This is a genomic window from Dermabacter sp. HFH0086 (genome assembly GCF_000413375.1).
GTDB lineage: Bacteria > Actinomycetota > Actinomycetes > Actinomycetales > Dermabacteraceae > Dermabacter > Dermabacter hominis.
Genome location: NZ_KE340308.1, coordinates 1,041,263 through 1,054,989 on the forward strand (window position 1 = coordinate 1,041,263; position 13,727 = coordinate 1,054,989).

Genomic DNA, 13,727 nt, shown 5'->3' on the forward strand with positions numbered 1-13,727 from the left:
ATGGCCAACTTTGATCCCGCCCCCCATTCTGTCGCCGACATCGGCGTGACCGGCATGGCGGTCATGGGCTCGAACCTCGCCCGTAACCTTGCCCGCAACGGATTCAAAGTGGCGATTCACAACCGTTCCGTGGAAAAGACCGAGCGTGTGATTGCTGAGCACGGTCAGGACGGCGAGTTCGTGCCCGCGGAAACCATGGACGAATTCGTCGCCTCGCTTCAGAGGCCCCGCGTCGCGATCATCATGGTCAAGGCCGGCAAGGCCACCGACGCCGTGATCGAAGAGCTCGCGACCCGCATGGACGAGGGCGACATCATCGTGGACTGCGGCAATGCTCTGTTCACCGACACTGTGCGCCGCGAGCAGGAGCTTCGTGCGCGCGGCCTCCACTTCGTCGGCTCGGGTGTCTCCGGCGGCGAAGAAGGCGCCCTCAACGGCCCCTCGATTATGCCCGGCGGGTCGAAGGCAAGCTACGACCGTCTCGGCCCGATGTTCGAGAAGATCTCCGCCCATGTGGACGGCGTCCCGTGCTGCACCCACGTTGGTGAGAACGGCGCCGGCCACTTCGTGAAGATGGTCCACAACGGCATCGAATACGCCGATATGCAGGTCATCGCCGAAGCCTACGACCTCATGAGCAAGGCGCTCGACATGAATGCCCCCGAGATCGGCAAGGTTTTCGAGAAGTGGAACGAGGGCAACCTCAACTCCTTCCTTATCGAGATCACTGCGGCCGTGCTCACCCACACCGACAACGTGACCGGAAAACCGTTCGTCGACATCATCCTCGACCAGGCTGGCCAGAAGGGCACCGGCGCATGGACGTCGAAGACGGCCCTCGACCTCGGCATCCCCGTCACCGGCATCGCCGAAGCGACCTTCGCGCGCTCGACCTCGGGTGGCACGGAGCAGCGGGAGGCCGGACGTGCCGTCCTCAAGGGCGAGACGCAGACGATCAGGATCGACGACGCCGAGCAGTTCATCAGCGACCTCCAGCAGGCGCTGTATGCCGCGAAACTCGTGAGCTACTCCCAGGGCTTCGACGAGATCAAGGCCGGCGCCAAGGAATACGAATGGGACATCAAGCTCGGTGACATGGCGCGCATCTGGCGCGGCGGCTGCATCATTCGCGCGGGCTTCCTCAACCGCATCACCGAGGCCTACGAGCGTAACCCCGAGCTTCCGCTGCTCCTTGCCGATGAGTACTTCACCGCCGAAATTACGAAGTGCATCCCCGCGTGGCGTCGCATCGTCGCGTTTGCGGCAGCCGTCGGAATTCCGGCGCCCGTGTTTTCCTCGACCCTTGCGTACTACGACGCGGTGCGGGCCGAGCGTCTCCCCGCGGCCCTCGTGCAGGCGCAGCGCGACTATTTCGGCGCGCACACCTACCGGCGCGTGGATGCGGAGGGCTCGTACCACGTGGAGTGGACGGGTGACCGCACGGAGACCCGTCAGGACTGACTCTTTCCCCTGAATTGCATAGGGGTTGCGGGGGTTATTCGCCGCAACGAAACCCCCACAACCCCTATGCAATTCACAAAGTAGGGAAGGGCTACGGCAGGAGCACCCGGTGAATCAGCACCGTGAACTCCTCGCCCGATTCCACATCGCGCGCACGCAGCCTCCCGCCCTCGAGCGCGAGCGGCTCGACCCGCAGCACACGCGTGCTGCCGCGGCCGTCAACAATGCCGATCTGAACCTCGCGCTCCTCGGCAATCGCCGCGAGTAAGCGCTGAGGAACGCTAACCTCCTCCAGGCGCCCCGAATCGGCAGCGCGAATGCGCGCGACCGCCTCGGAAGGCTCGACATCGAGGACCTGCTCGCGACCGTCGGCCTCCAGCTCAAGCCCCACGGGCCCACCGCGCACCGAACCGAGTGTGCGCTCATCCACCGCCGCGCCACGACCGCCCGCGGCAAGAGGTGCGAGGCCAGCGGCGCGCGCCGACCCCATCACGAAGCCAGGATCCCCACTCGAGATCACGACGGTCGGGGCGAGTCGCTTGAGGCCGAGCCGGAGCGCCTCGCTCGAATCCATGAGTCGATCCAGGTGTTCCTCCTCGCCCGTGATGAACGAGGTCGCGGGGCCGACGGTGACCTGGCCACGCTTGCGTGCCTCATCCCGCACGAGGTAGGCGAGCACGTCCGGAACCCCCGTGAGCGAAAGCGCCGCGAGCTCTTCCATGAGGGCATCGGCGGAGCCGCCAGCGCTCAGTGCTCGCGCGATCGACTCGCTGGTCACGCGCGCCACAACCCCGGCGCCGCGCGACGTGACCTCGGTCCATTCGAGTACCGCCGCGACCCGCGCAGAGGGCAGGCCGGGCACAGTCACGGTGAGATCCGCGTCAAGCAAGATATGGTCGACGGGTTCGGGAAGCTTCTCGTCGAGCGCAGCTTCGAGAACGTCGAGTGCCGCCACTTCCTCGAGCGAGAGCGATTCGAGGGCCGCGGGCGCGAGGGCACTCGGCACACCGTCGACGACGAGACCGAATGCCTCGGCCTCTCGCGTGAAGGCATACGCCTCCTCGATCAGGGCTGCGCGCTGCACCGTGGGGAACGCCCACGCAAGCGATTCCGCGAGACTCGCCGCGCTCGCTTCCCGCTCGGGGTAGTCCGCGAGGTGGCGCAGCATGTGGCGCCGGCGCACTTTCACGCCTTTTCTTCCGACGCTTGCCGAGAGCGCAGCGCGCGGAGTTTCGCCGGTGCGAGGTTCCCCTTGGGCGAAGCCGTCGAGGCCGACTTCTCCGAAGCGCGTCCCGGCGAGCGCGCCGAGGTAGTTGGAGCGCACGTACGCCGAGCAGAGGTCGGCCCAGCGGCGTGCGGGGGAAGCGTCGGAAAACTCCCCGTACTCGCGCGTGACCTGCCACGTTTCGCCGTCGTTGCCGATGAGCCCGCCGACCCATGCGGCGTGGATGACGCTCGTCCACGTCTCGTGGCTCGTGCCTGCGGCGGCGGCGAGGCGGCGCGCGTCGCGCAGAGGGATACCGCCGCGTTTGAGGACCGACGGTGGATCCGCGTGCCACGTGCTGATCGTGTGCGCGATGCGGCTCGCCTCGAGTGCCGCCTCGATGGCCTGGGCGTCGCGGGCGCCCTCGAAGCGCTCGGGTGCGGCTTCGGGGCCCGGGGTGGGGGCGTGGGCGAAAGTGCGGTGGACGATGCCGTCGCGAAGGGCGAGATGGACGGTGCGTGGGATGAGCAGGCGAGGGCCGTCGGCTCCATTGACGTTCGTGATGAGACGTGCCGACGAGAGCTGCTTCGCGAGTGATGAGGTCGGCGAGCCCGTGAGACGCGCCGGGGCGAAGGCGAGCGAGTGGGCGACTTCGCGAAGTGAATCAGGAAGATCCTCGACGATCGTGCGGGCTTCATCTGGCGACGGGTCGCTCGAGAGGCGAGGGGCGAGGCCAGCGGGGTGGGGGAGGGCCTCGGCGAGGGCGCGCACGGGAACAAGCGAGCGCCCGCTCTCATCCGTAAACACGAGGCCGAGCGTCGCGAGCCGGTACACGTGCGGCGCGATCTGCTCGGTCGAGGTGCTCACGGCTCGTGCGAGCTGTTCCGGGCTCACGGGCCCCGCGTAGGCGGCAAAGACCTCGGCGAGTTGTAGCTCGGGCAGAACGAGACTGCCGAGTGCCCTGTGGACGCTGCCGGGCTGTGTGGCGCGCGCGGCGAGCGGGGCGATGCCAAGCGGGATGGGAGAGGTGAGATCGCGGCGCGCGTTTAACAGCTCGATGAGTCGTGCGTCATCGAACTCTCTCAAGGCGTCGGCAAGAGTGCGGGCCATGCCTTCAGCCTATCCCCTAGGATGGAGGGGCCCTTCGGGCAATGCCCCCATAGCCCAACGGCAGAGGCAGAAGACTTAAAATCTTTTCAGTGTGGGTTCGAGTCCCACTGGGGGTGCGACGTATCCAGGTCCCGTCTTTCGCGCACGCCGCCGTGATATGACGGTTGTATGGGGCCACCAGAGTCGATGGCCCGTGCATGGAGCGACGGCGAAAGGGACGCGAAAAGACATGATGAGCGAAAAGATCGACGAACTTCTACCACGGATTGAAGCGGCGCTTGCACGCGGCGGGCGGTCGATGGATGATCTCCTAATTCTGCTCGCGACCAAGACGCGCACCGCTCAAGAGATTCGCGAGGCCGTGGAGCTCTTCGAGAAGCGAGGCGTCAAGGTGGACGTGGGCGAGAACCGCCAGCAGGAGTTCGCCAAGCATGCCGAGCTCGAGGATCTGCACGAGGCCGGAGTCATGCGCCACTACATCGGCACGATCCAGTCTAATAAGGCACGCGACATTTCGCGCTTTGCGGATCTCGTCCACTCGATCGATCGCGAAAGTGCACTGACGAGCATTGAGAAGCGCGCGGCGAACGACGGGAAAGTGCAGCGAGTCCTCATCCAGGTGAACACCTCGGGCGAGGAGTCGAAGGGTGGCTACGAGCCGGACCTCGGTGTTCTCAGGGAGGTCGCCGAGCGCTGCGCCGAAAGTGACTCGCTCGCGCTCGAGGGCCTCATGACAATCGGCACGAACACGGACGACGAGGTGGAGATTCGTCGCTCGCTTCGCCAGTTGAGGGAGCTTCGCGACGGTCTCGGCATCGAGGCTGTCAAGGAGCTGTCGATGGGCATGAGTAACGATCTTGAGATCGCGATCGAGGAAGGCGCCACTATTGTTCGCGTCGGCTCGGCAGTGTTCGGCCCGAGGGACTATTCTCACTAGTGCATCCGGGCCCGAGGGCGCGCAGCGGATCGGCCCACCCGTCATCTCCCGCGAAGGACTCTCGTGCGCCCCACTTCCTACGACACCCTGACGCCATTTCAGCGTGCATTCGCCCTGTTCGCGATCGCGATCGGCGGGTTCGGTATCGGCTCGAGCGAGTTCGTGTCGATGGGCATCCTGCCTGACATCGCTCACTCGCTGCTTCCCGAGCAAATGGCCGTGAATCCCGAGCACGCCATCGCACAGGCCGGCTGGGCGGTGAGCGCGTACGCCTTCGGCGTTGTCGTGGGTGCCCCCACGGTGTCGCTTCTCGGCGTGAAGATCGCCCGGCCAAAACTCATCATGCTGCTCGCGCTCGGGCTGCTTGTGGGGTCGGTGCTGTCGGCGTCGATGCCCGTCTTCGGCCTGCTTATTCCAGCGCGGTTCCTTGCGGGCCTTCCGCACGGCGCCTTCTTTGGCGTAGCGGCGCTTCTCGCCGCCGACGTCATGGGACCGGGTAACCAGGGCAAGGGCATTGCGCTTGCCCTGATGGGGCTCACGGTCGCCAACCTGCTTGGCGTCCCGCTGCTCACGGCCTTCGGCCAGCAGCTCGGGTGGCGAACCGCGTACTGGATCGTGGCGGGCGTGTTTGCCTTGTCGATCCTCTTGCTGTTCCTCGCGATCCCGCCGCAGGAAGCTCCAAAGGGGCGCAGCGTCAAAGACGAACTCGGGGCGTTTAAGCAGCCACGCATGTGGATGGTCCTCGTGATCGAATGCGTGGGCTTCACGAGCTTCTTCGCGATGTACGGATACATCGCCGATGTCACGGTGAGCGTTGCCGGTATCGACAAGCTGCTCATCCCCGTGATCCTCGCGCTCGCGGGTGCGGGTATGACGCTCGGCAATTGGATCGCGGGGCACCTCACGGACTGGTCCTACCGCGCGAGTCTGTTCATCGTGTTCCCGATCTTTATTCTGATGTTCATACTGCTCATTGCGCTGCGAGAAAACCCAGTGGGCTTCGGCGTGGGTGTGTTCCTCGTGAGTGCGACGAGCTCGATCACGAGCCCGCTCATGCAGGCGTGGCTCATGACGAACGCCGGCAAGTCCGTCACCCTCGCGGCCGCCTCACACCACGGCGCATTCAATGTCGCGAACTCCCTCGGCGTCATGTTCGGTGGATTCATTCTGAGCGCCGGCTTCGGGTTTTCCGCGGTGCTCTACCTCGCGGGCGGCCTCGCCCTGTTCGGCATGGTTGTGACGTTCGCGGGTCTGTGGATCGATCGCGATGGCGTGCATGACATCAACGCCCTCAATGACGAGAGCGAAGATACGACGTTCGGCGTGAGCATTCTGCGGACGCAAACGGGAGAGATGGTGGCGATTGCGGCAGGTGCGGCGGGTGAGAGCGTCGCGCTCGAGGCCGACGATGCCTATCTCGAATCGCATCACCGCGCGGAATAGCGCGTCCCTGAAAGTCGTTGGATTAACCGTAACTAGACTGTGGGCACGTAGCGATGCCCTCGAGAAAAGGACACCCTGTGGCGCGAAACAACGCAATCTTGAACAACAGCCCCGCTTTCCGTAATTCCGGCGGCTATGCTCCCGCACCGGAGTACAACCAGGCCCCGGGCACCCAGCAGCAGTGGGGCCAGCCTCAGCAGCAGGCGCCGGGCTACCAGGCTCCCCAATCCCAGCAGGGCGGCTACAGCCCGGCCGATCTTGAAGCCATGTACAACCGCCCGGCCGCAACCGGCTTTGACACGGGCCGCATGACGTGGCGCAACACCATGAATGCGATCACGGCGACCTTCGGCGTGATCATCGCCGTCGCGTTCGTGATCATGATGCTCCCGACTGTCACGGCGCTCGTGATGGGAACGGAGGAAGGCCGCCAGATCGGCTTCGCTTTCGCGTCGATCGCCGCGATCGTTGGCGCTATCGGAAGCTTCGTGACCGTTCTCGTGAACGCGTTCAAGAAGACGCCGAGCATGTGGGTCACCCTCGCCTACGCCGTGTTTGAGGGCCTGCTCCTCGGTGGCATCAGCCTGTTCTTCGAGACGGTCTACCCGGGCATCGTGCTCCAGGCCGTGATTGGCACTCTCGCCGTCGCCGGCTCGATCACCGTTCTTTTCCGCATGGGGAAGCTGCGTACGAGCCCGAAGCTCACGAAGATGTTCCTCATCGCCTTCGGTGCCTACTTCGTGTTCACGCTCGTGAACCTCGTGCTCGTCCTCCTCGGCGTGACTAACCTCCGCACGGGCATGCTCGGCGTCGTGATCGGCTTGGTGGCCGTGGCGCTCGCGAGCTACAGCCTCGTGATGGATCTCGAGGTGATCCGCAACGGTGTCGATAGCGGCGCCCCCAAGGCCTATGCCTGGACGGCGGCCCTTGGCCTCGCCGTGACCGTGGTGTGGATGTACACGGAGATCCTCCGCATCCTCGCGATCTTGCGCGACAACTAACCACGCACAGCAAGAAACGGCCCGGGCCCCGTGAGGGGCTCGGGCCGGCGTCATTTTCGGGGAGTTGCGGGTCCGACGCTTACTCGGTGACCTTGAGGGTGGCGATAGCCTCTTCGAGGCCCTTCACGTGTTCGGGGTGGTCGGCGGCAACGTCGGAGACGAGTGCGCTTGGCCCCTTGGGAGTCTCGACGACGATCGCGGTGACGATCGAGGCGTTTGTGGTGCGCAGCCGTATCCCCTTCGACTTCGGGTCGAAACCGTAGGTTGCCTGGACGATCCACGCGGGCTTTCCGTCGACGGTCGTCGATTTGCTCGTGTAGTTCGTGATCTTCGGGTTGTCGCCGAATTGCTCGACAACGTTGAAGTGCGTGGCGTAGCACTGGAACATGGCGATGGCCATCTGCTCGGTGCCGGGGTAGGGGCCCTCGACATCGTCTTGCCACTCGATGCGGCCCACGGTGACGACGCTGTACCAAAACGACTCGACTTGCTTCGAATAGGCGCCCGTGTCGTAGAGGTACGGCACGTTTTCGTTCTGGTACCACTCCGAGTCCCAGTTCTTGGGAACCGTGTATTCGAGGCCGCCGCCCTTGATTGTGTTCCCGCTCTGGGTGCGCGATACCGTCGGCTTCGAGGACATGAGGCACTGTGTTGTGGGGGCCTGTGTGAAGATTTCGGGTGGCGGCTCGTTCGGGGCGGCTGGCGTGGGCTGCTCTTCCTTGTTGTTGGGGTCGCCCTGAGTGTTGACGCCGACGGTCGAGCCTTCTTTGGCGATGGGTTCTTTCTCGATGCTTCGCATTGCGACTTGCGAGACGAAAAGGCCCAGGGCGGCAATGAGCGCGATACCGCCAATGACGATGCCGATGACCACTTTGCGTGAGCTGCTTTCCTCACTGCTGTCGCCTACCTGGGCGTTGAGGGCCCCGCTAGGATCGTCTGCCCACCCGGAAGCACCGCTTGCCCCGGAGCCGTCGGACCTTCCGCCGCCCGTGCCAGCCGAGCCCGTCGAGAAGTCGGGTAGGCGAGGCTCGTGCGGGCTCTCTTGGCCCGGGTCGCTCTGATCGGGTGTGCTCACGCGCGTCCCTTTCCCTTTCGCCAACGTCTCATGTCGCCGCTCTTATTCTCACACTCCTTGGCTGCGGCGGCTTTCAGAAGGTGTCGACCCAGGTAGCGATAGGGTTGTACGACGTGACTCGGGGTGTCCCGGGGCCCGATTGCGGGTCCTGAGGGGCTGAGATCAAACCCGTCGAACCTGCTCTGGAAACCTACCTGCGAAGGGATGTCACTCGTGACACAGTCATACGCCGCCGGCATCGACAAAACCGTAAACGCCATGCGCGAGGCCGCACCGCTCGTGCATTGCTTGACGAACACGGTCGTTCAAAACGTCACCGCGAACGTGTTGCTCGCCACGGGCCAGGCTCCCGCGATGGTCGATCACCCGGGTGAGGCTGCCACGTTCGCCCAGATTGCGAGCGGCGTGCTGATTAACACCGGCACGGTCGCGCCGCACCAGGTTGAGTCGATGCCGCTCGCGGCAGAGGCGGCTGTGAAGGCGGGCGTGCCGTGGGTCCTCGATCCCGTGGCGATCGGTGCGCTCGAGGTCCGCACGTCGCTCGCGCACCGCCTGCTTGAACTCGCGCCCACGGCGATCCGCGGCAATGCGTCGGAGATTTCCGCGCTCGCGGGCCTCGGCGGGGGTGGTCGTGGCGTGGATGCAACCGATTCGGTGGACGACGCCCTGCCTGCCGCCGCATCCCTCGCCGAGCGCACGGGCGCGGTCGTTGCCGTCTCCGGCAAGCGCGACCTCATCGTGTGGGACCGCGAAGGCGACATCCGCGCGCTCTGGCTCGAGTCCGGCCACGACCTCATGCCGCGCGTGATCGGTACGGGCTGCGCGCTCGGCGCCACGATGGCCGGTTATGTGAGCATCGCGCCCGTGCTCGAATCTCGTTTTTCCGACGCCACCTGCGCCCCCATCGATGCGAAGGCCCTCGCGGTGCTCACGGCCCACGCGCACTTCGGTGCCGCTGGCCAGCTCGCTGGTGAGCGCGCCGAGCATCCCGGTTCGTTCGCGGTTGCGTGGATCGATGCGCTCGATGAGCTGAGCGGCGCCGATGTCGCCTCGCGCGTCACCGTAAGCGAGGCGTCGGCGTGAACACCTCCGCTTCGCGCGAGCGCGCGGCGAAAGCCGATTGGGCGCTCTACTTCGTGACCGATTCGGCGATGGCGGGCGGCGCCAATAAGGTACCCGCCCAGGTTGCCGAAGCGATCGAGGGCGGCGCCCACGTAATCCAGGTGCGCGACAAGGACCTCGATGACGACGCCTTTGTCGAGCTCGCGCGCCAGGTGCGCGACGTGGCCCGTGAGGTGGGGGAGCAGCACGGTCGGGAGATTACGGTCATCGTCAATGACCGAGTGGAGGCCGCTCGAGAGCTTGGTCTCGACGTTCACGTTGGCCAGGGCGACATGCCCGCCGCCCAGGTGCGTGAACTGATCGGCGCCGAGGCGATCATCGGCGTGAGCGTCTCGAACGCCGAGCAACTGGAGGCGGTGATTGTCGAGGGGTGCGCCGACGTCGTAGGCATCGGCCCGATCTGGAACACCGCGACGAAGACCGATACCGACCCCGCCGTGGGGCTTGAGCAGCTCACTTCTCTCACCGCGCGTGCACACGAGGCCGGTATCGTGGCGGTCGCGATCGGAGGTATTTCGATTCGCAACGCGAGCGAGGTCGCAGCCACGGGCTGTGACGGTATCTGCGTGGTTTCGGCGCTCGCCGGATCCGAGGACCCCGCGACCTCCGCGACGTTTTTGCGCCGCGAGTTCGTGATGAACCAGCCGCTCTAAATTCTTCAGCCCGATTCATACGCGAGCTGTTTTCAAGGAGGACAACACCATGCGCCCACCCATTGCACTGACGATCGCCGGAAGCGACCCGAGCGGCGGCGCCGGCATCCAGGCAGACCTTAAAACGTTTACGGCGCTCGGCACATACGGCTGCGCCGTTCTCACGTCGCTCACCGCCCAGAACACGCAGGGCGTGGACGCCGTGTTTACGCCCCCCGCCTCCTTCGTACGCGAGCAACTCACGACTTTGCTTAACGACGTTTACGTCGATGCCACGAAGATCGGCATGATTCCTAACGCCGAAGTTGCCGAGGTCATCGCGGATGTCATCGAGGAGCGCCGCAGCGATTTCGGCAAGATCGTGCTGGACCCCGTGATGGTGGCGACCTCGGGCGACATGCTGATGGAGGAGGACGCCATGGAGATTCTCCGTGATCGCCTCCTCCCGCTCGCCGACGTTCTCACGCCCAACATCCCCGAGGCCGCGCTCTTGCTCGGCGAAGACCCGGCGACCGACGAAGAAGAAATGAAAGAGCAGGGCCTCAAACTCATCAATCGCGGCCCGAAGTCAGTTCTCGTCAAGGGCGGTCATCTTCGCGGATCCGCGCTCGTCGACGTGTTCGTGCAGCTCGGCAACGTCGTGGACGTTCTCACGGGCGAGATGATCAATACGCGCAATACGCACGGCACCGGCTGCACCCTTTCGTCGGCCATCGCCGCGCAGTACGCGCGTGTGGCGGGCGGTGCCGACGCGACCGACATCGGCGTCGTGGCAAGTGCACGCGAGTTCCTCCAAAGCGCGATTCTTCACGCGAAGGAATGGGAGCTCTCGAAGATGCCCGAGAGCGGCCACGGCCCCACCAACCATCTCATTACCGTTCAGGGAGTTTAACCATGGCGCTCATCGAACCCGCAGGCGCTCACACCGCCCGGATGTGGGAGGAAACCACAGACATCCGTGCGCGCATCGACGCCCTGCCGTTCCTCGCCGAACTCGGCGCCGGCACGCTCGATCCGGAAAAATTTACGTTCTACATCCAGCAGGATGCCCAGTACCTCGTCGCGTACCAAAAGACGATGACCGCTATCGCTCGCCAGGCGCCAGGGGCAGATGAGCTTCGCTTCTGGGCGAAGTCAGCCGTCGGCGCCATCGCCGAAGAAAAGGCGATGCAGGAAGAGCTCTTCACGAACGACATCCTCGCCGCCCACCGCGTCGAAGGGCTGGGGATGAGCCTGCACACCGCGGCCTACAGCAACTTCCTGCTCGCGAGCGCCACCTACGACACGTACGCGGTTGCCGCCGCCGCCGTGCTCCCGTGCTACTGGATCTATGCCGAATCGGGAGTTGCCGTTCTTGACGCAAGCAAGGGCGCGCTCGAGGGGCACCCCTACGGCACGTGGGTCGAGGCGTACGCCGACGAAACGTTTACACGGATTTCTCGAGAGGCAGTGCAGCTCGTCGAAGAAGCGTGCGATGCTGCGGGAGAAGCCGAACGCGAACGCGCGATCGAAGCGTTCCGGCAGGCCACTCGCTTCGAGGAACTGTTTTGGACTCAACCCATGGACGAACCTGAGGCGCGCATCCTTATTTGAGCTGGCGCGGCTAGGCTTGCTCCAGAACACATCACCGCAGTGGGAAAGAGGAGACACCATGAGCGATCCGCATCTGTGGCTCGAGGACATCACCGGTGACGAACAGCTTGCCTGGGTGCGCGAGCGCAACGCCCGCACTGAAAAGGATCTCGACGCCGATCCGCTCACCGCTGAACTCGAAGCGGAAATCCTCGAGATCCTCGACGCGAGTGATCGGATTCCCGGCGTCACTAAGCGGGGCGACTTCCTCTACAACTTCTGGACCGACGCCGAGCATGAGCGCGGTGTGTGGCGCCGCACGACCCTCGACTCCTACCGCACCGAGAACCCCGAGTGGGAAACCCTCATCGATGTCGACGCCCTCAACGTCGCCGAAGGCGAGGACTGGGTGTGGCACGGCGCCCACGCGCTGCGTCCCGCCGAAGGCGCGCCCTATCGCCGCTTCCTCGTGAGCCTCTCGCACGGGGGAAGCGATGCCGACGTCACGCGCGAATGGGACCTCGAAACCCGCAGCTTCGTGCCGGAAAGCGAGGGCGGCTTCATGCGGCCCGAAGCGCGCGGCTTCGTCTCGTGGATCGACGAAGACACCGTGTGGGTCGGCACCGACTTCGGCGAGGGGACGCGAAGCAATTCTGGGCACCCGCTCCAGGCGCGCGTGTGGAAACGCGGCACGGCTCTTTCCGACGCCACCCTTGTTTTCGAGGGCGATGCGCAGGACATGCTCGTCTACCCAAGCCACGACCAGACCCCCGGCTTCGAGCGTGACTGGGTCACGGTCATGCACACCTTCTACACCTCGACCACGTATGCCGTGGCTCGCGAAGGCGACGAGTTTCAGCTTCTCAAAGTTGACGTCCCAAGCGACATCGACGTGAGCTTCCACCGCGACCTCGCGATCCTGAGGCCGCGCAACGAATGGGTGACGGGAGGCCACACGTACGCCGCCGGCAGCCTGCTCGCGTGCGACTTCGACGCCTTCATGGCGGGAAACCGCGACTTTGACGTCCTGTTCGACCCCACCCCCACGACTTCGCTCGACGGTCTTACGATCACGAGGGACTACCTGGTCGTGACCGTCCTCGACGACGTCAAGCATCGCTTGGTCGCCCACTATCAAAACGGCGATGGCAGCTGGGAGCGCGAGGATCTCTACCCCGAACTCACGGGCTCGCTCTACGTGGCCGCCGTCGATTCCGACGAGAACAACGACGTGTGGATCACCCGCAACGACTTCCACGTGCCCGCAACCCTCTGCCTCGCGAGCCTTGACGGGATCCGCGAGGGCAGCGGTGCGGGCGAAATCGAGACGATCAAAACGACGCCCGAACGCTTCGACGCGAGCGACGTCACCGTTACCCAGCACTTCGTTGACAGTGCAGATGGCACGCGCCTCCCGTACTTCGAGATCGCGAAGGCTGAGGCCACCGTCGGACCCCGCCCCACCCTGCTGTATGGCTACGGGGGTTTCGAAATCTCCCTCACCCCGGTCTACCTCGGCGCGACAGGCAAGGCATGGATCGAACGCGGCGGCGTGTACGTGCTCGCGAACATTCGAGGTGGCGGCGAATACGGGCCCGCATGGCACCAAGCTGGACTCAAAGAAAACCGCCACAGGGTCTACGAAGACTTCTCGAGCGTGGCGCGCGACCTCATCGATCGTGGTGTGACCGACGCGAAGCACCTCGCCGTTCGCGGCGGCTCCAACGGCGGCCTGCTCACCGGCAACATGCTCACGCAGTACCCCGAGCTTTTCGGTGCGGTCGTCATCCAGGTGCCGCTTCTCGACATGAAGCGCTACTCGCACCTTCTCGCGGGAGCGAGCTGGATGGCCGAATACGGCGACCCCGACACCGATGACTGGGACTTCATAAAGACCTTCAGCCCGTACCACCTGCTGCGCGATGACGTGGAGTACCCGCCCACCTTCGTGCTCACCTCGACCCGCGACGACCGCGTACACCCCGGCCACGCCCGCAAATTCACGGCAGCGCTCGAGGAGCTCGGCGCTCCCGTCAAGTATTGGGAAAACATCGAAGGCGGGCACGGCGGCGCCGCGTCCAACGCGCAAGCGGCACGCATGAACGCACTGGTCCACGCCTTCTTGTGGGCAACCGTCGGAAAGAAATAA

Annotated in this window: 11 protein-coding genes, 1 tRNA gene and 1 riboswitch; of the genes, 10 read left to right on the forward strand and 2 right to left on the reverse strand. The window is 64.9% G+C overall.

What is annotated here, in order from left to right; all coding sequences use genetic code 11:
• Nucleotides 1–1,461, forward strand: a complete 1,461-nt coding sequence (gene gndA / locus HMPREF1484_RS04495) for an NADP-dependent phosphogluconate dehydrogenase (RefSeq protein ID WP_016663834.1) — start codon at nucleotides 1–3, stop codon at nucleotides 1,459–1,461.
• 91 nt (nucleotides 1,462–1,552) lie between these two features.
• Here the strand turns inward: gndA and HMPREF1484_RS04500 are convergent, their stop codons facing one another.
• A complete protein-coding gene (locus tag HMPREF1484_RS04500) occupies nucleotides 1,553–3,775 on the reverse strand; it encodes a helicase-associated domain-containing protein (protein WP_016663835.1) in 2,223 nt (740 codons plus the stop codon).
• Between the two features lie 43 nt (nucleotides 3,776–3,818).
• On the opposite strand from HMPREF1484_RS04500, the gene HMPREF1484_RS04505 reads away from it, so the two are divergent.
• From HMPREF1484_RS04505 to HMPREF1484_RS04520, 4 genes are all read left to right on the forward strand, one after another.
• Nucleotides 3,819–3,891, forward strand: a tRNA-Leu gene (locus tag HMPREF1484_RS04505).
• Nucleotides 3,892–4,004: 113 nt separating this feature from the next.
• Nucleotides 4,005–4,712, forward strand: a complete 708-nt coding sequence (locus HMPREF1484_RS04510) for a YggS family pyridoxal phosphate-dependent enzyme (RefSeq protein WP_016663836.1) — start codon at nucleotides 4,005–4,007, stop codon at nucleotides 4,710–4,712.
• 63 nt (nucleotides 4,713–4,775) lie between these two features.
• Nucleotides 4,776–6,155 (forward strand): MFS transporter, encoded by a 1,380-nt coding sequence (locus HMPREF1484_RS04515; RefSeq protein WP_016663837.1) that lies wholly within the window; start codon nucleotides 4,776–4,778, stop codon nucleotides 6,153–6,155.
• 77 nt (nucleotides 6,156–6,232) lie between these two features.
• On the forward strand, nucleotides 6,233–7,156 hold the full coding sequence (locus tag HMPREF1484_RS04520; RefSeq protein ID WP_016663838.1) for a Bax inhibitor-1/YccA family protein: 924 nt from the start codon (nucleotides 6,233–6,235) through the stop codon (nucleotides 7,154–7,156).
• Between the two features lie 79 nt (nucleotides 7,157–7,235).
• On the opposite strand, the gene HMPREF1484_RS04525 is transcribed toward HMPREF1484_RS04520, so the two are convergent.
• On the reverse strand, nucleotides 7,236–8,231 hold the full coding sequence (locus tag HMPREF1484_RS04525) for a hypothetical protein (protein ID WP_016663839.1): 996 nt from the start codon (nucleotides 8,229–8,231) through the stop codon (nucleotides 7,236–7,238).
• 109 nt (nucleotides 8,232–8,340) lie between these two features.
• Nucleotides 8,341–8,453, forward strand: a riboswitch (TPP riboswitch).
• Here HMPREF1484_RS04525 and thiM point away from each other — a divergent pair.
• From thiM to HMPREF1484_RS04550, 5 genes are all read left to right on the forward strand, one after another.
• A complete protein-coding gene (thiM, locus tag HMPREF1484_RS04530; RefSeq protein WP_051120622.1) occupies nucleotides 8,436–9,314 on the forward strand; it encodes a hydroxyethylthiazole kinase in 879 nt (292 codons plus the stop codon). Its footprint overlaps the riboswitch before it by 18 nt.
• Nucleotides 9,311–10,006 carry a thiamine phosphate synthase gene (gene thiE / locus HMPREF1484_RS04535; protein ID WP_016663841.1) on the forward strand — a complete coding sequence of 232 codons (696 nt, stop codon included), beginning with the start codon at nucleotides 9,311–9,313 and terminating at the stop codon, nucleotides 10,004–10,006. Before thiM ends, thiE begins: the two co-directional genes overlap by 4 nt.
• 49 nt (nucleotides 10,007–10,055) lie before the next feature.
• Nucleotides 10,056–10,898, forward strand: a complete 843-nt coding sequence (thiD, locus tag HMPREF1484_RS04540; RefSeq protein ID WP_016663842.1) for a bifunctional hydroxymethylpyrimidine kinase/phosphomethylpyrimidine kinase — start codon at nucleotides 10,056–10,058, stop codon at nucleotides 10,896–10,898.
• A 2-nt stretch (nucleotides 10,899–10,900) separates the two neighbouring features.
• Complete coding sequence (locus HMPREF1484_RS04545; protein WP_016663843.1) at nucleotides 10,901–11,599, forward strand: TenA family protein; 699 nt, start codon at nucleotides 10,901–10,903, stop codon at nucleotides 11,597–11,599.
• A 58-nt stretch (nucleotides 11,600–11,657) separates the two neighbouring features.
• Complete coding sequence (locus HMPREF1484_RS04550; RefSeq protein ID WP_016663844.1) at nucleotides 11,658–13,727, forward strand: prolyl oligopeptidase family protein; 2,070 nt, start codon at nucleotides 11,658–11,660, stop codon at nucleotides 13,725–13,727.